This window comes from Chromobacterium sp. FG22 (assembly GCF_057809415.1).
Map to the genome: position 1 here is coordinate 15,232 of NZ_JBMDJX010000017.1, position 19,109 is coordinate 34,340.

Consider the following 19,109-nt stretch of genomic DNA (forward strand, 5'->3'; position numbering starts at 1 on the left):
CAAGCCATGCCCGACATCCGTCCCGATCCGGACGCGCTGCTGGATGAACTGAAACGCGAAGAACTGGACGCCCAACGTGGCCGGCTGAAGATATTCTTCGGCGCCTGCGCCGGGGTCGGCAAGACCTACGCCATGCTGGCGGCGGCCCGCGCCCGGCGCCAGGAAGGCGTGCAAGTGCTGGTGGGCGTGGTGGAAACCCACGGCCGCAAGGAAACCCAGGCGCAACTGGCGGACCTGGAATTGCTGCCGCCGCGGCGGATCGCCTACAAGGGCCACGAACTGTCCGAGTTCGATCTGGACGCGGCGCTGGCGCGCCGGCCGCAGCTGATCCTGATGGACGAATTCGCCCACTCCAACGCGCCCGGCTCGCGCCACCCCAAGCGCTGGCAGGACGTGGAGGAGCTGCTGGCCGCCGGCATCGACGTCTACACCACCCTCAATGTCCAGCATCTGGAAAGCCTGAACGACGTGGTCGGACAGATCACCGGCATCGTGGTGCGCGAAACCCTGCCCGACCACGTGTTCGACCGCGCCGACGAAGTGGCGCTGGTGGACCTGCCGCCGGACGAGCTGCTGGGCCGGCTGGCCGCCGGCAAGGTCTATCTGCCGCAGCAGGCCGAGCGCGCGGTGAAGAACTTCTTCCGCAAGGGCAATCTGCTGGCCTTGCGCGAACTGGCGCTGCGCCGCACCGCCGACCGCGTGGACGCGCAGATGCGCGCCTACCGCGCCGACCAGTCCATCAACCCCGTCTGGCACGCGCGCGAGCGCTTGCTGGTGTGCGTCGGCGCCAGCGCCGGCATCGACAAGCTGATCCGCAGCGCCAAGCGCCTGGCCGCCAATCTGGACGCGGACTGGATCGCCGTCTACGTGGAAACGCCGCGCCAGCAAAAACTGTCCGAGGAGCAGCGCGCCCGCGTGCTCAAGGGCCTGAGGCTGGCGCAGGAATTGGGTGCGGAAACCACGGTGCTGGGCGGCAACGAACTGGCGCCCACGCTGCTGGCCTACGCCCGCAGCCGCAACGTCTCCAAGCTGGTGGTGGGCAAATCCGTCCGCGGCCGCTGGTCGCGGCTGTGGCGCCCTACCCTGGTCAACGAGCTGAGCCGCCGCTCCGGCGACATCGATCTCTACGTGGTGGCCCACGACTTGGAAGCGGAAGACGCCGGCGCCGCCAAGACCGGCGCCAGCCTGTTGTTCGAAGAGCAGGACAGCCCGCGCTCCCGCGCCGGCTACATCGCCGCCGCCGTCGCCTGCCTGCTGACCACGCTGCTGGCCGGCCTGCTGATTCCCCATGTGGCGCTGGCCAACGACATCATGATCTACCTGCTGGTGGTGGTGCTGGTGTCGGTGCGCTACGGCCGCGGCCCCGGCATGCTGGCCTCGCTGCTGTCGGTGGCGGCCTTCGACTTTTTCTTCGTGCCGCCGCAGATGTCCTTCGCCGTCACCGACACCCAGTACCTGATGACCTTCGTGGTGATGTTGCTGGTGGCCGCCATCATCAGCCAGCTCACCGCCCGGCTGCGCTTCGCCGCCAATATCTCCACCTATCGCGAACGCCGCACCCGCGCGCTGTACGATCTGGGCCGCGAACTGGCCGGCGCGCTGACCGCCGCCCAGATCGTGGACACCGCCGTCGGCCGGCTGGAGCCGCTGTTCGCCGCCAAGGTCAACCTGTTCCTGCCCAATAGCGGCGACGAACTGCGCCTGGCCGGCGAAGACCGCGGCCATGCCGACATCGGCGTCGCGCAATGGGTTTACGATCATCAGCAGCCGGCCGGCCTCGGCACCAACACCCTGCCCGCCAACGCCGCGCTCTACGTGCCGCTGCGCGCGCCGATGCGCAACCGCGGCGTGATCGCGCTGCTGCCGGAAGTCACCGATCAGGCCTTTCTGCCGGAACAGCAAAGACTGCTGGAAACCTGCGCCGCCCAGATCGCGCTGGCGCTGGAGCGCGTGCATTACGTGGAAGTGGCGCAGGACGCCATCGTGGCGATGGAGTCCGAGCGGCTGCGCAACAGCGTGCTGTCCGTGGTGTCCCACGATCTGCGCACACCGCTGACCACCATGGCCGGCCTGTCCGAGCGGCTGTGCTCGCCCAATGTGGACGACGATCAGCGCGCCGAGATCGCCGCCGCCATCCAGGACGAAGCGCTGCGCATGAACAAGCTGGTGACCAATCTGCTGGACATGGCGCGGCTGCAATCCGGCGTCAAGCTGAACAAGGAATGGCAGATGCTGGACGAGGTGGTGGGCAGCGCGCTGCGCGCCGCCGAACGCGGCCTGCGCGGCCGGGAACTGAAGCTGGAACTGGACCCGGACCTGCCGGTGCTGGAATACGACGCCGTGCTGCTGGAGCGGGTGCTGGTCAACCTGCTGGAAAACGCCGGCAAATACACGCCGCCGGGCAGCCGCATCACGCTGGCGGCGCGGCGCGAAGGCGCGGAGGTGCTGGTGTCGGTCAGCGACGACGGCCCCGGCCTGCCGCCCAATATGGAACAGCGCGCCTTCGACAAATTCTCGCGCGGTGCGGCGGAGTCCAGCACCCCCGGCGTGGGGCTGGGCCTGGCGATCTGCCGCTCCATCGTGGAAATCCACGGCGGCCGCATCAGCGCGCGCAACCGCTCGCCGCACGGAGCGGAATTCCGCTTCAGCCTGCCGGCCGGTCAAGCGCCGGCGCTGCCGCCGGATGAGACGCCCTAACTCAAAAGAAAACCATGACCATGCAAGACGCACCGATCAGCATCGTCGTCATTGAAGACGAGAAACCGATACGCCGCTTTCTGAGCACGGCGCTGGAAGAAGAAGGCCTGACCGTCCACGAGGCGGAAACCGGCAAGCAAGGCCTGATCGAAGTGGCCACCCGCAAGCCGGACCTGGTGATCCTGGACCTGGGCCTGCCGGACATGAACGGCCAGGACACCATCAAACAGCTGCGCGAATGGACCGATCTGCCCATCCTGGTCTTGTCCGCGCGCACCCAGGAAACCGAGAAGGTGGCCGCGCTGGACGCCGGCGCCGACGACTATCTGACCAAGCCCTTCGGCGTGGCCGAATGCCTGGCGCGCGTCCGCGTGCTGCTGCGCCGCCGCACCCACGGCAGCGCCGCCGCGCAACAAGTGTTCCAGTTCGGCGACATCAAGGTGGACCTGGTCAACCGGCAGGTGGCCAAGGCGAAAACGGCGGTGCATCTGACGCCGATAGAGTACCGGCTGCTGTCCACCTTGATACGCAGCGCCGGCAAGGTGATCACCCATCGCGAGCTGCTGCTGGCGGTATGGGGGCCGTCGTTCTCTGAGCACAACCAGTATCTGCGCGTCTATATGGGCCATCTGCGGCAGAAGCTGGAAGACAATCCGGCGATGCCGCGCCACATCCTCACCGAGACCGGAGTCGGCTATCGGCTGGTGGAGGGCTGAGCGGACCGCCGCTTAGAAGCTGTTCATGGGGGCCAGGGCCGCGCGCAGCCGCTCACGCGCTGCGCCCCACCCCGTTCTCCACCGCGAACACCGCCGCCTGCACCCGGCTGCTGAGGCTGAGCTTCTTCAGGATGTTCTGCACATGGATCTTGACCGTGCTCTCGGCCAGATCCAGGCTGCGCGCGATTTCCTTATTGCTCTTGCCCTGAGCCAGAAAGCCGAGGATTTCGCGTTCGCGCGGGGTCAGCCGGTCCAGTTCCTGTTCCGCCGGCTCCACCGGCGCGGCCGCGCCGTGGCGGAACTGGGCCATCAGCTTGGCGGTCATCGAATCGCTCATCACCGATTCGCCGGCGGCGGCGCGCGCCACCGCCTGGGTCAGGAAGTCGGCGTCGATGTTTTTCAATAGATAGCCGCGCGCGCCGGCCTTCAAGGCCGCGGTCAGATCGTCGGCCTCCTCGGACACCGTCAGCATCACCACCGCCCGTTTGGGCTGGTCCTGCAGCATCAGGGTCAGCGCCTCCACGCCGGAAATGCCCGGCATGTTCAGGTCCAGCAACACCACGTCCGGGTCCAGCTGCTTGGCGAGCTTGACGCCCTCGGCGCCGTCGGCCGCCTCGCCGACAACGTCGAAAGCCGCCTGGCGCGCCAGCAAGGCCTTGATTCCGCTGCGGAACAAGGTGTGATCGTCCACCAGCAAAATGCGTATGGTCTGTTCAGACATCATCGAGTCCGGGTCTTTCGAATTCAGATATAGACAGTATGAGAGCTGTCTAGCCGCCGCGCCAGTGGCTCAAGCGGCCATGCGCCGCGCGCGCGGCAGCAGCAGGCTGACCAGGGTGCCCGCCTCCGGAGTGGATTCGATGTCCAGTTGCAGGCCGGCGCGCTGCGCGCGCTCCTGCATGATGGACAGGCCGAAATGGCCGTCGCCCTTGTTGCGCACGGTATCCAGATCGAAACCGACGCCGTTGTCCAGCACGCTGAGCACGAAGACCTCGCCGTCGTCGCTGAGGCTGACCGTGACCTGGCTGGCCTCGGCGTGCTTGCGCACATTGGACAGCGCCTCCTGCAAGATGAACAGGATCTGCAATTGCTGTTCCGGCATCAGCGGCGCGCCGGCTCCGGTGGAGCGCAGCTCCACCCGCATCCCGGTCTGCTTGCGGAATTTGTCCAGCAGGCTGCTCACCGCCTGGCTCAGGCTTTCCGACAATTTGGAACGGAAGTTGTTGAGCAGCTCGCGCACATCGTCGTAGCTTTCCTTGACCCCGGCCTCGAACAAGGCCAGCGTGTCGTCCACCAGGCCCGGGTCGCCGCTGTCCAGCGCCTGGCGCATGATCTGGGTTTGCAGATTCAGGAAGGACAGGCCCTGGGCGATGCTGTCGTGCAGGCCCTGGGCCACCAGATTGCGCTCCTCCAGCACCGCCAGTTCGCGCTCCTTGGCCGCCAGCCTCAGGTTTTCTATCGCCACCGCCAGGTGCTGGCCCAGCATCTCCAGTTGCCGCACCTGCTGCGGCGGCAGGATGCGCGCCTGTCGGAAATGCAGATTGAAAATGCCCAAGGTGCGGTTTTGCGTCGCCACCGGGAAGGCGCTGACCACGCGGAAGCCTTCGCGGCTGCACTGCTTGTCCGGCAGGCCGCGCATATTCTCCACCCGGCTCTCGGCCTTGGCGGCGGCTTCGCCGCACAGGCAGTCGCCCACTTTCAGGCAATGCTCTTCGCGCAGCAGCCCTTCCGGCAAGCCGTCGTCGGCCACCACGAACACCATGCCCTGGCCGTGATCGGTCAAGCGCACCGCGCCGCCGTCGGCGTCGAAGGCGCGCATCACCCGGGCGAGGAAGCCCTTGCACAGCGCTTCCAGCGGCTGGGATTGATTGCAGAAGGAGGTGATTTCGTACAACAGCGCCAATTCCTGGTTTTTCTGCTGCAGGCTGGCGGTCTTGCCGCGCACCCGCTCTTCCAGCGTGGCGTGGGATTCGGACAGACAGGCCGCCATCAGATTGAAGCCGGTGCTGACCTGGCCGAATTCGTCGTCGGTCTCCACCGGCACCCGCACGCTGTAATCGCCAGCCGCCAGCCGGCGTATGCCCTGGTGCAGCTTGTCCAGCGGCCGCAGCACGATCAACAGCATCAGATAAATCAGCGCGACGGTGCCCACCACCGCCATGCTGGCGAGCAAGAGCTGCAGCAGGCGCAGATAATCGGTGTTGCGCGCGTTGTAGGCCTCCATGCCGCTGACGAAGGTGTTGATGTCCGCCACGTAGAGCGCCACGCGCTCGGCGAAACGGGCGGCCTCCGCCGCGTTGTCGCCGGGCCGCGTCAGCGCGTCCTGCAACACCGGTTTCAGTTGCTCGCGCCACTGCGTTTCCACCTGGGTCAGCGCCTGCTGGATGTCCGCCTGACGCGGCACCAGCAGCGGGCGCGCCGGGTCGCCGCGGCGCAGCCGCTGCAAGATGGCTTCGTAATTGACCATGTCGCGGCGCAGCGCGTCGGCGCGCGCGCCGTCCTGGCCGCTAAGCTGCAAATCCAGCGCCAGCCGGGTGACGCGCATGCGCAGGCTGCCGGCGTCGTTGATCGCCGCCGCGCCGCCCTCCTGCTGCCAGGACAGCCACAGCGTGGCGCCGATGGAACCCAGCGCCACCAAGAGAAAAATCGCCAGCACGCCGACGATCTTGGCGCTGAGCCGCTGGCCCAGCGGGCCGCCCAGCACCGGGGACACGTTCAGCCGCATCGCCGTCGCCCTAGCCACCGGTCATCGACATGAAGCGCACCAGCTTTTTCGGCTTCTCGCTGAATTCATGTCGCTCCGGTTTCAGTTCTATCGCCGCGCGGATCGCCGCTTCCAGTTCGGCGTCGCTGACGCCGGCGCGCAGCAGAGGGCGCAACTCAAAGCTTTCTTCCTGGCCCAGACACATGTAGAGCGTGCCGTCCACGGACAGCCGCACCCGGTTACAGGTGGCGCAGAAATGTTGGGAAATGGGCGTGATCAGGCCCAGCGAGAAACCGCCGTCCCGGGTTTTCCAGTAGCGGGCCGGGCCGCCCCCCAGGGTGGCGGCCTGTTCGACCAGGTCGAATTCGGTTTGCAGCTGACGCAGCACCGGCTGCAAGTCCAGGTAACTGGCGGCGCGGCCGGTGTCGCCCATGGGCATGGCTTCGATCAGCCGCAGCACGAAGCCATGCTGGATACAGAAGGCGACCATGGCGCCGATGTCGGCGTCGTTGACGTCCTTCATCGCCACCATATTGATCTTGATCGGGGAAAAGCCGGCCTCCTTGGCCGCCATCAGCCCTTCCATCACCCGCGGCAGGCTGTCGCTGCCGGTGATGTCGTGCACGCAATCGCGGCGCAGCGAGTCCAGGCTGACGTTGACGCGGCTGACTCCGGCGGCGCGCAGCGCCTGGGCGTGGCGCGCCAGCTGAGTGGCGTTGCTGGTCAGCGACAGGTCGTTGAGGCCGGGCAGCGCGGACAGGCGCGCCGCCAGCTCCGGCAGATTGCGGCGCAGCAGCGGTTCGCCGCCGGTCAGCCGCAGCCGCCGCGTGCCCAGGCGCGCGAAAGCCGCCACCACGCGTTCTATCTCGTCGAAGGTCAGCCAGTTGGCCGGCTCTTCGAAGCCTTTGAAGCCTTTGGGCAGGCAGTAATTGCAACGCAAGTCGCAACGGTCGGTCACGGACAGACGCAGGTATTCGATGGAGCGCCCGAAGCGGTCGGTAAGCATGAGTTCCTCCATGGCAGCCAATGATACCGCTTAGTCGCAACCAAGTGGCCCGGCTGTCGCCGCCAATCTGATATTTCCTGATTCCATTTTACTAGCTAGCCCAACAATTCGCAGTCCAACCAAAGCACGCCGGCCCCTAGTCACTTGTGACTAGGGGCCGGCCGGCGAAATGCGAGCGCAGGATGAAGGGAACAGGCGCGTCCGGCGATCAGGAGCGACCCCGTGGTAAATCGGCGCTCAGGCGTGTTTGAACTTGTCCACCAGATCCACCAGCTCGCTGGCCGAGGCATTGAGGCGGTCGGACAAATCCGCCACCTCCTGCACCAAGCCGGAATTCTCCTCCGCCAGCGAGGCGATCACACTGATATTGTTGGCCACCTCGCCGCTAGCCGCGGTCTGCTGCGCCATCGCCACCGCGGTGCCCTGGCTCTTGGCCGCGGCTTCGCTGGCTTCCTGGTGGATTTCATCCAGGTCGTGCACGGTCTGCCCCACCAGCTCCAGGCCGGACTCCATGCGCTGGCGCGCCTCCTGCATGTGGTGGGCGGCGGTCTGAGTCTCGCCGCGGATATCCTCGATCAGCGATGTGATGTCCAGCGTCTCCTTGCCGGTGCGCTCGGCCAGTTTGCGCACCTCGTCCGCCACCACGGCGAAGCCGCGGCCCATCTCGCCGGCGCGCGCCGCCTCGATCGCCGCGTTCAAGGCCAAGAGATTGGTCTGGTCGGCGATCTCGCGGATGGCGGTGATGATGGAGCGGATGTCTTCGGACTTCTGCTGCAAGGATTCTATCCGGCCGCCGGCGTCGTCCAGCACCGTCGAGGTCTGATTCATCGCCTGCGTGGTGCTCCGCATGCGTTCGCGGCCGTCGCTGACGCTGCTCTGCATCTGCTGCGCCACGTTCAGCGACAGCCGGGTGTTGGCGCTGACCGACTCGATGCCCGCGCTCATCTCCTCCACCGCCGCGGCGATGCCGGCCGCCGACTGGCTCTGGGTTTCAGAAGCCTTGGCGGCGCGATGGGAAATCGCCAGCATCGCGTGCGCCGCCTCCACCAGGCTGTGGGCGTTGTGATTGACTTGGTTCAGGGTGCGGGCGAAGGCCTCCACCAAGTGGTCGAAAGCCTTGCCCATGCGCGCGATTTCATCGTGACCGCGGATGTCGGCGCGCGGCCTCAGGTCAAAATCCCGGCTCATCGAGGTCATCAGCAGTTCCAGCCGCTGCACCGGCACATGGATGCCGCGATAGATGGCGAAACCCAGGCCGCCCAGGGCCAGAATCACCAGGGCGGAGCCGCCCAGCGTCACCCACAGGTCGACGCGGGCCTGGGACACCTTGGCCGCCACCAGGCCGGCCAGATCGGACAGCAGCTTGTCCTGCAGCGTTTTCAGCGCGCCGATGCGCTGGGTCGCCGCCTGAAACCACGCCGCCGGCGCCACGCCTGCCGGCTGGCCCAGGGCCTGGCCCAAGAGTTTGTCGCGCAGCGCCTGCAAGGCCTTGGCCTCGTCGCCGCCTTCCACCGCGTCCATCTGGGCGCGCAGCGTATCGTCCGCCATCAGCCGCAGCTGTCCGGCGCAGGCGTCCTGCTTGGCCTTGAGGCCCACCGCCTGGGCAAAGCCTTTTTGATCGAACACGCCGCCGTTGAGCACGCCGTTGACGTAGCCGCGCTCGCGGCCGGCGAACTCCTTCTCGCATTGCAGGCTGAGCAAGGCCGCGGTGCTGCGTAGCAGATCGCCGTCGCTATTGGCCTGCGCCAGCTTGGCGATCAGGCCGATCAGGGCGTCGATGCGGCCGGAATAGGCGGCGAAGGCCTCGGCCGCCGGCGTCGCGCGTTTTTCCACGCTGTCGCGCAGCTGGGGCAGACCGTCCAGCTGACTGCTCAGGGCGGACAGATCGCCGGCCAGGCTGCTGGCGGCGTGATTGGCCGCCTCGTCGCGGAAGGCGGCCAGGTCCTTGTCGCTGACCGCGCGCGCCTGCTGCAAGGGCGGCGGCAAGCCGGCGGCCTGGCCGCTGAGGAAGCCGTTGCTCAGGCCGCGTTCGGTCTGCAAATCGTGGATCAACTGGCTGGAACGCGCCGCCACCTGGATCAGGCGATCCGAGCGTTGCAGTTCCGACAGGGTCTGGAAGCGATCGACGGCCAGCACCGAGGCGAGGCCGATCAGGGCGGCGGAAAATGGCAGCAGCAGCAATAGCAGCTTGCTGGCGAGGGATAGCCTGGACAGCATGGCGGGCTCCGATCTCTATCGACTGTTTCTCTTGATTTTCCATGACAATGGAAACCAACATCCATCAATATAGATCAAGCCCGGCTCATGCTGAATACTGCAATGGGTTTAATGCCAATGGCCGGCTGGACAGCCGCGGCGGCTCAGCAACGGCCTTTCTTGGCCTGGCCCGGCGGGCAGAAATAGCCTTTGTCGCGATGATGGCGATGGCGGTGCTTGCGATAGCGGCGGCCGTCGTCGTCGCGGCGTTCCGACGCCGCCGGCTTGCCGTAGTCGTGGCCGATGGCCGCGCCGGAAGCGCCGCCCACCGCGCCGCCGATGATGGCGCCGTTGCGGCCGCCCACCGCCTCGCCCACTGCCGCGCCGGCCGCGCCGCCCAGCGCGCCGCCAACGATGGTGGAGGTGTCCGCCAGGGCGGTGGAGGCCAAACCGGCCAGGCTCAGCGATAAGATGACAAGTGCGCGTTTCATGCGGCTAACTCCTGAATTTAAACGGATGAGGCAGCTTAACCGTTTGGTTGACAGCCGGCTGTTTCGAATTGTTAGGAATTGTTCTCTCTTGTTATCGCTTCACAACTTATCGAATTTATATGTAGCCGGACGGCATGAAAAACGGCGGAGCATCCAAAGATGCCCCGCCGCGACCTCATGCTGAATCTTGGCAAACCCGCCGGATCAACCCCGCGGCCGCACCAGCTGCCAGGCCCGGCCCAGATAGGTCACCGCGCCGAAGCCGCTCCACACGTGCACCAGACGGGTGAACGGGAAGATCACGAACAAGCTCATGCCCATGAACAAGTGCGCCTTGAACACCGGCGAGGCGCCGACGATGAAGATGGCCGCATCGCCGCGCAGGGTGACGATGTGCTGGGCCCAGCTCATCAGCAACACCATCTCGTGGCCGTCCAGATGCTGCGCCGACACCGCGATGGTGCTGAGGCCCAGCAGCAAGGTGGCCAGAATCCACAGCAACACCAGCTTGTCGCGCCAGGTGGTGTTGGCCGCCAGCCGGTCGCAAGTGAAGCGGCGGTGCAGCAAGATCAGGATGCCGATCAGGCACAGGCCGCCCATGATGCCGCCGGCCGTCATCGCGAACACTTGCTTGAAGCTGTGGCTGACGCCCAGCGCGTCCCATACCGCCACCGGCGTCAACAGGCCCACCAGATGGCCGAAGAACAGGCCGATGATGCCGAGGTGGAACAGGATGTTGCCCAGCCGCAGCTGGCCGCGGTACAGCAGTTGCGAGGATTCGCTCTTCCAGCTGTATTGCTCGCGGTCGAAGCGGATCAGGCTGCCCAGCAGGAACACCGCCAGCGCGATGTAGGGGTAGATGCCGAATACGAATTGGTGCAGATAGTTCATGTTGCTCTCCTGGCAGCGGGATTCAGCCCTGCGGCCGCTGCGGGTAAAAGTTCACCGGAGCGATGGCCGGCCGCGCCGGCTTCAGCAGCGGCTCCACGCCGTCCGCGCCGGGGCCGAAGGTCTCCAGCATCTCGTCCATGTCGCGTACCGGCGGCACGGTCAGCGCTTCCGGCTCCACCGGCGACAGCAGCACCAGCCCCTGCAGCACGCCGGCGTAGTGGGAATGGCTGTCGGCCAGCTTGCCGGCCACGTGGGCGATCACATGCACCGCGTCGGAGAGCAGCCGGGCGGCCTCCTCCGGCTGGCACTGCGCCAGGAACTCCAGGAACAGCGGCAGATAGTCCGGCAGCTCGTTCGCCGCCGGCTCCAGGCCCTGGGCCTGGTATTCGGCCAGCAGATCCACCATGGCCTGGCCGCGGGCGCGGTCCTCGCCGTGGATATGCTCGAACAGATGCAGCGAATGGCTGGGGTTGCGATCGAAGGTCTGCACATAGCGTTCTTGCAGCGTGATCAGATCCTCGCCCTCCAAGGACAGCAGCAAGGGCTCCAGTAGCCGGGCGATGCGCGGCTCGGCCGCCACCTCGGCGCGGATGTCGTCCGCCGCCGCGATCAGATCCGGCTCCGGGTAGCACAGCAGCGCCGATAAGGCCTGATAGATGCGCATGGCGTTCTCCTTCACTGACCGGAATTGGACTTGCGGTCGCGCCGCATGTCGTGGAACACGATGGGGGTGGCCTTCTTCTTGCCGAACAAGCTGGCCTCGGACTCGCCGCCGGAGCAGCCGTTGCCGAAGGTGAAGCCGCAGGACGCCTTGTCCTCGAAGGTGTTTTCCACCAGCTCCTTGTGGCTGGACGGAATCACGAAGCGGTCTTCGTAATTGGCGATGGCCATCACCTGATACATCTCCTCCACCTGGGCCGGGTTCAGATGCGTGCCCTTGAGGGTGGCGGGGTCCGACACCTTCTCCACGCTCTTCTTGCGCATATAGCGCCGCATCGCCACCATGGTTTCCAGCGCCTTCACCACCGGCTCTTCCTTGCCGGCGGTCAGCAGATTGGCCAGGTACTGGATGGGGATGCGCAGATCCTTGACGTCCGGGATGATGCCGTTCTCGCCGATCAGGCCGTTTTCCATCGCGGACTGGATGGGAGACAGCGGCGGGATGTACCACACCATGGGCAGGGTCCGGTATTCCGGGTGCAGCGGGAAAGCCACTTTCCACTCCATCGCCATCTTGTAGACCGGGGAGCGCTGCGCGGCGTCGATCCAGCTTTGCGGAATGCCCTGCTTCTGCGCCTCGGCGATCACTTCCGGCGCGTTCGGGTCCAGGAACACGCCCAGCTGCGCCTCGTACAGGCTCTTCGGGTCTTCCACCGCGGCGGCTTCGTCTATCTTGTCGGCGTCGTACAAGAGCACGCCCAGGTAGCGGATGCGGCCGACGCAGGTTTCCGAGCACACCGTCGGCTGGCCGCCCTCGATGCGCGGGTAGCAGAAGGTGCACTTCTCGGCCTTGCCGGAGGTCCAGTTGTAATAAATCTTCTTGTACGGGCAGCCGGACACGCACATGCGCCAGCCGCGGCATTTGTCCTGATCGATCAGCACGATGCCGTCGTCTTCGCGCTTATAGATGGAGCCGGACGGACAGGAGGCGACGCAGGCCGGGTTCAGGCAGTGTTCGCACAGGCGCGGCAGATACATCATGAAGGTGTTCTCGAAAGCCGAGTACATTTCCTTCTGGATGCCCTCAAACAGGGCGTCCTTGCTGCGCTTGGAGAATTCGCCGCCCAAATCGTCCTCCCAGTTCGGGCCCCATTCGATCTTGTTCATCTTCTTGCCGGTCAGCACCGACACCGGCCGCGCGGTGGGCGGCGTCTTCATCTCCGGCGCGTTCTGCAGATGTTCGTAGTCGTAGGTGAACGGCTCGTAGTAATCGTCTATCGCCGGCATATTGGGGTTGGCGAAGATATTGCCCAGGATTTTCAGCCGGCCGCCCTGGCGCGGCTCCAGCTTGCCATTGGGCTTGCGCACCCAGCCGCCCTTCCACTTCTCCTGGTTTTCCCATTCCTTGGGATAACCGATGCCGGGCTTGGTTTCCACATTGTTGAACCAGGCGTATTCGACGCCGTCGCGGCTGGTCCAGACGTTTTTGCAGGTGACCGAACAAGTGTGGCAGCCGATGCACTTGTCCAGATTCAACACCATGCCGATTTGAGCGCGGATTTTCATTGTTGCTCTCCTGCCGGACTATCCATCCAGTCCACTGAGTTCATCTTGCGCACCACCACGAATTCGTCGCGGTTGGCGCCCACGGTGCCGTAGTAGTTGAAGCCCCAGGACAGCTGCGCGTAGCCGCCTATCATGTGGGTGGGCTTGGTCACCGTGCGGGTCACCGAGTTGTGGATGCCGCCGCGCTTGCCGGACACTTCCGCGCCCGGCACGTTCACGATCTTCTCCTGAGCGTGGTACATCATCGTCATGCCCTGCGGCACCCGCTGCGACACCACGGCGCGGGCGGTCAGCGTGCCGTTGGCGTTGAACACCTCGATCCAGTCGTTGTCCACGATGCCGGCCTTCTTGGCGTCGTCCTCGGACAGCCACACGTTCGGGCCGCCGCGGCTCAGCGTCAGCATGCGCAGATTGTCGGAATAGGTGCTGTGGATGCCCCACTTCTGGTGCGGGGTCAGGAAGTTCAGCACCAATTCGTGATTGCCGTTGCCGTGCTTGCCCAGCACCGCCTGGGTGGTTTTCAGATCCACCGCCGGCTTGTACACGCACAGGCCTTCGCCGAAGGCGCGCATCCACTGGTGATCCTGGTAGAACTGCTGGCGGCCGGTGATGGTGCGCCAGGGAATCAGCTCGTGCACATTGGTGTAGCCGGCGTTGTAGCTGACTTCTTCGCTTTCCAGGCCGGACCAGGTGGGCGAGGAAATGATCTTGCGCGGCTGCGCCTGCACGTCGCGGAAGCGGATGCTGTCGTGCTCGCGCGGCTTGGCCAGATGGGTGTGGTCGCGGCCGGTGATCTTGGACAGCGCGTCCCAGGCCTTCACCGCCACGTGGCCGTTGGTTTCCGGCGCCAGGGTCAGAATCATCTCGGCGGCGTCGATCGCGGTTTCCAGCTTGGGCTGGCCCTTGCCGGCGCCCTGGCTCGCCACCTGGTTCAGGCCGCGCAGGATGTCCACCTCATGGCCGGTTTTCCAGTTGATGCCCTTGCCGCCGTTGCCGGCTTTTTCCAGCAAGGGGCCGATGGTGGTGAACTTGTCGTAGATCGCGCCGTAGTCGCGCTCCACCACCGTCATCTTGGGCATGGTCTTGCCCGGCACCGGCTCGCACTCGCCTTTTTTCCAGTCCTTGGGATCGAAGGGCTGGCCCAGTTCTTCCGGGGTGTCGTGCATCAGCGGGGTCAGCACCAAGTCCTTTTGCACGCCCAGATAGTCCTTGCCCAGCTCGGACAGTTTCTTGGCGAAGCCCTTGTAGATCTCCCAGTCGGTGCGGGACTGCCACAAGGGCTGCACCGCTTCGGACAGAGGGTGGATGAAGGGGTGCATGTCCGAGGTGTTGAGGTCGTCCTTCTCGTACCAGGTGGCGGTGGGCAGCACGATATCGCCGTACAAGCAGGTGGTGGACATGCGGAAGTCCAGCACCACCAGCAGGTCCAGCTTGCCTTCCGCCGCCGGGCGCACGGTGATTTCGGTCGGCTTGATGCAGTCGTCTTCCGAATTCAGCACCGCGTTCTGGGTGCCCAGCAGGTATTTGAGGAAGTATTCGTGGCCCTTGCCGGAGCTGCCCAGGATGTTGGAACGCCACACGAACATATTGCGCGGGAAGTTCTGCGGGTTGTCCGGGTCGTTGCAGGCCAGGTCCAGCTTGCCGGACTTGAGGCCGTCCACCACGTAGGCGGCGGCGTCCTGGCCGGCGGCGGCCGCGGCGCGGGTCACCTCCAGCGGGTTGGCGGACAGCTGCGGCGCGGACGGCAGCCAGCCCATGCGCTCGGCCTTGGCGTTGTAATCGATCAGCGCCATGCCGGCCATGCGGCCGTCGGCGGTGGGCGCCAGGATTTCGCCTACGCCCAGTTTTTCATGCCGCCACTGGCTGGTGTGGGCGTAGAAGAAGCTGGTGCCGTTCATCTGCCGCGCCGGGCGGTTCCAGTCACCGGCGAAGGCCAGCGGCGCCCAGCCGGTTTGCGGACGCAGTTTTTCCTGGCCCACATAATGGCACCAGCCGCCGCCGGACTGGCCGATACAGCCGCAGAGCATCAACATATTGATGATGCCGCGGTAGGTCATGTCCATGTGGTACCAATGGTTCAGCGCCGCGCCGACGATGACCATGGATTTGCCCTGGGTCTGATCGGCGTTCTGCGCGAACTCGCGCGCCACCTGGATCACCAGTTCCGGCTTCACGCCGGTGTGCTTCTGCTGCCAGGCCGGGGTGTAGGGCACGTCGTCCATGTAGTCGACGGCGACGTTGCCGCCGCCCAGGCCGCGGTCTATGCCGTAGTTGGCCGCCATCAGGTCGAACACCGTGGCCACCAGGGTTTCGCTGCCGTCGGCCAGACGGATGCGCTTGGCCGGCACATTGCGGGTCAGCAGTTCATCGTGCTCGGCGCCGAAGTAAGGGAAGCCCACGCCCACCACCGCGTCGCTTTCTTTGATCAGCGACAGCTTGGCGGACACCTCGCGGCCGTTGCCGCCGTCCTTCTGCTCCAGGTTCCACTTGCCGGCCTTGCCCTCGGCCTGGCCCCAACGGAAGCCGATGGAGCCGTTGGGCGCGACGATGTCGCCGCTGGCTTCGTCGATCAGCAGGGTTTTCCAGTCCGGGTTGTTGTCTTCGCCCAAGCCGCCTTCCAGATGGGAGGCGCGCAGGAAGTAGTCCGGAATGTAGCGCTCGCCGTCTTGCTTCAGCGCCACCAGCATCGGCATGTCGGTATAGCGGCGGATGTAGTCGGTGAAGTAGCCGGACGGATTATCGAGGTGGAATTCCTTGAAGATCACATGGCCCATCGCCATTGCCATCGCGGCGTCGGTGCCCTGCTTGGGCGCCATCCAGATGTCGCCGAACTTGGCCATTTCGCCAAAGTCGCTGGACACCGCCACCGTCTTGGTGCCCTTGTAACGCACCTCGGTATAGAAGTGGGCGTCCGGGGTGCGGGTCATCGGCACATTGGAGCCCCACACCATCAGATAGGTGGAGTTGTACCAGTCCGCGGATTCGGCCACGTCGGTCTGCTCGCCCCAGGTCTGCGGGCTGGCCGGCGGCAAATCGCAATACCAGTCGTAGAAGGACAGCGGCACCCCGCCGATCAGGCTGAGGTAGCGGCTGCCGGCGGCGTAGGACACCATGGACATCGCCGGAATCGGCGAGAAGCCCACCACGCGGTCCGGACCGTATCGCTTGATGGTAAAGGCGTTGGCGGCGGCCACGATCTCATTGGCCTCGTCCCAGCTGGCGCGCACGAAACCGCCCTGGCCGCGCTTGGACTTGTACTGCTTGGCCAGTTCCGGCGTCTGGCTGATCTTTTCCCAGGCCTCCACCGGGCTCAGGGTCTGGCGCGCCTCGCGCCACAATTTGGCCAGCCGGCCGCGGATCATCGGGTATTTGACGCGCTGGGCGGAGTAGACGTACCAGCTATAGGACGCGCCGCGCGGACAGCCGCGCGGTTCGTGATTGGGCAGGTCCGGCCGGGTGCGCGGGTAATCGGTCTGCTGGGTTTCCCAGGTGATCAGGCCGTTCTTCACATACACCTTCCAGCTACAGGAGCCGGTGCAGTTCACGCCGTGGGTGGAACGCACCACCTTGTCGTGCTGCCAGCGCTGGCGGTAGGCGTTTTCCCAACCGCGATCCTCGTTGACGACGGCGCCGTGACCATTGGCAAAGGTGGAGCGGGTCTTGCCCAGGAAATTCAAACGGTCGAGAAAGTGACTCATCTTGCCTCCAAATATCGGGGTCCGCGCCGCACGGGCCGGCGGCTCCAGCCACCGGGGGAAACGGACCTTTTCACTTGATTGCAAGCTTAGAACGCGGCGGCAAGCGCCGACATTCGCCGAAGGTTGGCGCGTGGCGGCGCATTGGCACTAGTCACGGTTAGTACTTTGGCGAGACGGACTAGCCAGAAAGAACTAGTGGCGATATTCGACCCTTGCCGCCGAAAAATAAAATGTTATAACATAACAAAAACTGCGAACAGCCAAAGGCCTTCGCCACCCGCATCGCCCTCACTTAATCGGACCCCATGCCATGACGCCCACGCCCTCCTCCTCCGCCGCGCTAGACGCCAGACTGCCGGTCACCGTGCTGTCCGGCTTCCTCGGCGCCGGCAAGACCACCTTGCTCAACCACATCCTCAACAATCGCGAGGGCCGCCGCGTGGCGGTGATCGTCAACGATATGAGCGAGGTCAATATCGACGCCGCCCTGGTGCGCGAAGGCGGCGCCGCGCTGTCGCGCACCGAGGAAAAGCTGGTGGAGATGAGCAATGGCTGCATCTGCTGCACCCTGCGCGAAGACCTGCTGCTGGAAGTGTCGCGGCTGGCGGACGAAGGCCGCTTCGATCAGCTGGTGATCGAATCCACCGGCATCGCCGAGCCGCTGCCGGTGGCGGAAACCTTCACCTTCGCCGACGAGCAGGGCCGCAGCCTGGCCGACTCCGCGCGGCTGGATACCATGGTCACCGTGGTGGACGCCTGTCACTTCCTGCGCGACTACGCCTCGCGCGATCAACTGCGGCAACGCGGCGAATCCCTGGGCGAGGCCGACGAGCGCACGGTGGCGGACCTGTTGATCGAACAAGTGGAGTTCTGCGACGTGATCGTGCTCAACAAGACCGATCTGATCGACGCCGCGGACAAGGAACGGCTGGCCGGCATCCTGCGCCAGCTCAACCCGCGCGCCCGCATCGTCGAAGCCCGCTTCGGCCAGGTGCCGCTGGACGCGGTGCTCAACACCGGCCTGTTCGACTTCGACGCCGCCGCCGACGCCCCCGGCTGGCTCAGCGAGCTGCGCGGCGAGCACACGCCGGAAACCGAGGAATACGGCATCGCCAGCTTCGTCTACCGCGCGCGCCGCCCCTTCCATCCGCAGCGCTTCTTTGAACTGGCGCAGCGGGAATGGCCGGGCGTGCTACGCTCCAAGGGTTATTTCTGGCTGGCCAGCCGCCCGGCCCACGCCCAGCTGTGGTCTCAGGCCGGCGCGGTGTGCCGCCACGAACTGGCCGGCCAGTGGTGGGCCGCCACCCCGCGCGAACACTGGCCGCAGGACGAAGACAGCCTGCGCCAGATCGAAAGCCACTGGCGGGACGGCATCGGCGACGCGCGCCAGGAACTGGTGTTGATCGGCATCGCCATGAACGAAGCCGAACTGCGCCGTCAATTGGACGCCTGCCTGCTGGACGAGGCCGAAATGGCCGCCGGTCCGGCCGCCTGGGCGCTGCTGCCGGACCCCTTCCCGCCGCTGGAAACCCTTGCCGAGGACGCTGCATGAACGCCCCACTGCCCGATATCGCGCGCAGCGGCGCCGCCGCCGCGCTGCTGCCCTTGAACTGGGTGGGCATGGACGGCATCGCGCTGCCGCTGCGGCTGGCGGACGCCGCCCACGGCTGCGTCGCCGCCCGCGCCAGCGTGCAAGTCAACCTGCCCCGGCCGGCGATCAAGGGCATCCACATGTCCCGGCTCTACCGGCTGCTGCAGCCCCACGCCGACGCCGCGCCGCTGAGCCCGGACGCCCTAAGTCGGCTGCTGCGGGCTATGGCGGACAGCCACGCCGACTGCGGCAGCGACGCCGCCCGCGCGGAATTCCGCTTCGAACTGCTGTGCCAGCGCCCGGCGCTGGCCACGCCGGGCCTGTCCGGCTGGAAGGCCTACCCGGCCGCGCTGGGCGCCGAACTCGATGGCGACGGCTGCCGACTGTGGGCCGAAGTGGAAATCGCCTACTCCTCCACCTGCCCCTGCTCCGCCGCGCTGGCGCGGCGGCTGATCGCCGACGCCTTCCGCCAACAGGAGCGCGCGGCCACGCCGGACGCGGTCTACGACTGGCTGCTGGAACACGCCACCCTGGCCACCCCGCACAGCCAGCGCAGCCAGGCGCGGCTGCGCTTCGACATCCCCGCCGACGCCGCCGGCTGGGAGCTGGCGATGCGCATAGACCTGGCCGAACAAGCGCTGGCCACCCCGGTGCAAACCGCGGTCAAGCGCGCCGACGAACAAGCTTTCGCCGCCCTCAACGGCGCCAATCTGATGTATGTGGAAGACGCCGCGCGCCGGCTGCAAGCGGCGCTGGCCGGCCACGGCCTGAGCCGGGTCGACGTCCGCCACCAGGAAAGCCTGCACCCGCACGACGCGGTGGCGGCCAGCCAACTCTCATAAGCTATCCACGATCTCGCGAGCAAGAGCGAGACAAGGCGAGAACAGCTGAAA

At 66.0% G+C, this 19,109-nt stretch carries 13 protein-coding genes; 4 read left to right on the forward strand and 9 right to left on the reverse strand.

What is annotated here, in order from left to right; genetic code table 11:
* Positions 1–6 precede the first annotated feature (6 nt).
* Together ACODSD_RS16440 and kdpE are read left to right on the forward strand one after the other, a co-directional pair.
* Positions 7–2,697, forward strand: coding sequence for a sensor histidine kinase (locus ACODSD_RS16440; protein ID WP_107799006.1), 2,691 nt, complete (start codon positions 7–9; stop codon positions 2,695–2,697).
* Positions 2,698–2,717: 20 nt separating this feature from the next.
* Positions 2,718–3,413: a two-component system response regulator KdpE gene (gene kdpE / locus ACODSD_RS16445; RefSeq protein ID WP_488877841.1), complete on the forward strand. Its 696-nt coding sequence runs from the start codon at positions 2,718–2,720 to the stop codon at positions 3,411–3,413.
* A 52-nt stretch (positions 3,414–3,465) separates the two neighbouring features.
* On the opposite strand, the gene ACODSD_RS16450 is transcribed toward kdpE, so the two are convergent.
* The 9 genes from ACODSD_RS16450 to ACODSD_RS16490 form a co-directional block, all read right to left on the reverse strand.
* A complete protein-coding gene (locus tag ACODSD_RS16450) occupies positions 3,466–4,134 on the reverse strand; it encodes a response regulator (RefSeq protein WP_107801745.1) in 669 nt (222 codons plus the stop codon).
* Positions 4,135–4,203: 69 nt separating this feature from the next.
* Positions 4,204–6,138: a type IV pili methyl-accepting chemotaxis transducer N-terminal domain-containing protein gene (locus ACODSD_RS16455; protein ID WP_107799005.1), complete on the reverse strand. Its 1,935-nt coding sequence runs from the start codon at positions 6,136–6,138 to the stop codon at positions 4,204–4,206.
* A 10-nt stretch (positions 6,139–6,148) separates the two neighbouring features.
* Complete coding sequence (moaA, locus tag ACODSD_RS16460; RefSeq protein WP_235089544.1) at positions 6,149–7,123, reverse strand: GTP 3',8-cyclase MoaA; 975 nt, start codon at positions 7,121–7,123, stop codon at positions 6,149–6,151.
* A gap of 237 nt (positions 7,124–7,360) precedes the next feature.
* Entirely contained in the window at positions 7,361–9,340 is a 1,980-nt protein-coding gene (locus tag ACODSD_RS16465) for a methyl-accepting chemotaxis protein (protein ID WP_235089545.1), read from the reverse strand.
* 143 nt (positions 9,341–9,483) lie between these two features.
* Positions 9,484–9,810, reverse strand: coding sequence for a YMGG-like glycine zipper-containing protein (locus ACODSD_RS16470; RefSeq protein ID WP_107799002.1), 327 nt, complete (start codon positions 9,808–9,810; stop codon positions 9,484–9,486).
* 204 nt (positions 9,811–10,014) lie between these two features.
* The gene (gene narI / locus ACODSD_RS16475; RefSeq protein WP_107799001.1) at positions 10,015–10,701 is read right to left on the reverse strand and encodes a respiratory nitrate reductase subunit gamma; all 687 of its coding nucleotides are present in this window, start codon (positions 10,699–10,701) and stop codon (positions 10,015–10,017) included.
* A 22-nt stretch (positions 10,702–10,723) separates the two neighbouring features.
* Positions 10,724–11,365: a nitrate reductase molybdenum cofactor assembly chaperone gene (narJ, locus tag ACODSD_RS16480; protein ID WP_235089547.1), complete on the reverse strand. Its 642-nt coding sequence runs from the start codon at positions 11,363–11,365 to the stop codon at positions 10,724–10,726.
* An 11-nt stretch (positions 11,366–11,376) separates the two neighbouring features.
* On the reverse strand, positions 11,377–12,927 hold the full coding sequence (gene narH, locus ACODSD_RS16485; protein ID WP_107798999.1) for a nitrate reductase subunit beta: 1,551 nt from the start codon (positions 12,925–12,927) through the stop codon (positions 11,377–11,379).
* Positions 12,924–16,625: a nitrate reductase subunit alpha gene (locus tag ACODSD_RS16490; RefSeq protein WP_227107448.1), complete on the reverse strand. Its 3,702-nt coding sequence runs from the start codon at positions 16,623–16,625 to the stop codon at positions 12,924–12,926. The genes narH and ACODSD_RS16490 overlap by 4 nt, the downstream gene beginning before the upstream one ends.
* Before the next feature lie 310 nt (positions 16,626–16,935).
* On the opposite strand from ACODSD_RS16490, the gene zigA reads away from it, so the two are divergent.
* Both zigA and folE2 read left to right on the forward strand, forming a co-directional pair.
* Positions 16,936–18,177, forward strand: a complete 1,242-nt coding sequence (gene zigA / locus ACODSD_RS16495) for a zinc metallochaperone GTPase ZigA (RefSeq protein WP_488877842.1) — start codon at positions 16,936–16,938, stop codon at positions 18,175–18,177.
* Positions 18,174–19,058: a GTP cyclohydrolase FolE2 gene (gene folE2 / locus ACODSD_RS16500; protein WP_488877843.1), complete on the forward strand. Its 885-nt coding sequence runs from the start codon at positions 18,174–18,176 to the stop codon at positions 19,056–19,058. Before zigA ends, folE2 begins: the two co-directional genes overlap by 4 nt.
* Positions 19,059–19,109: the final 51 nt, after the last annotated feature.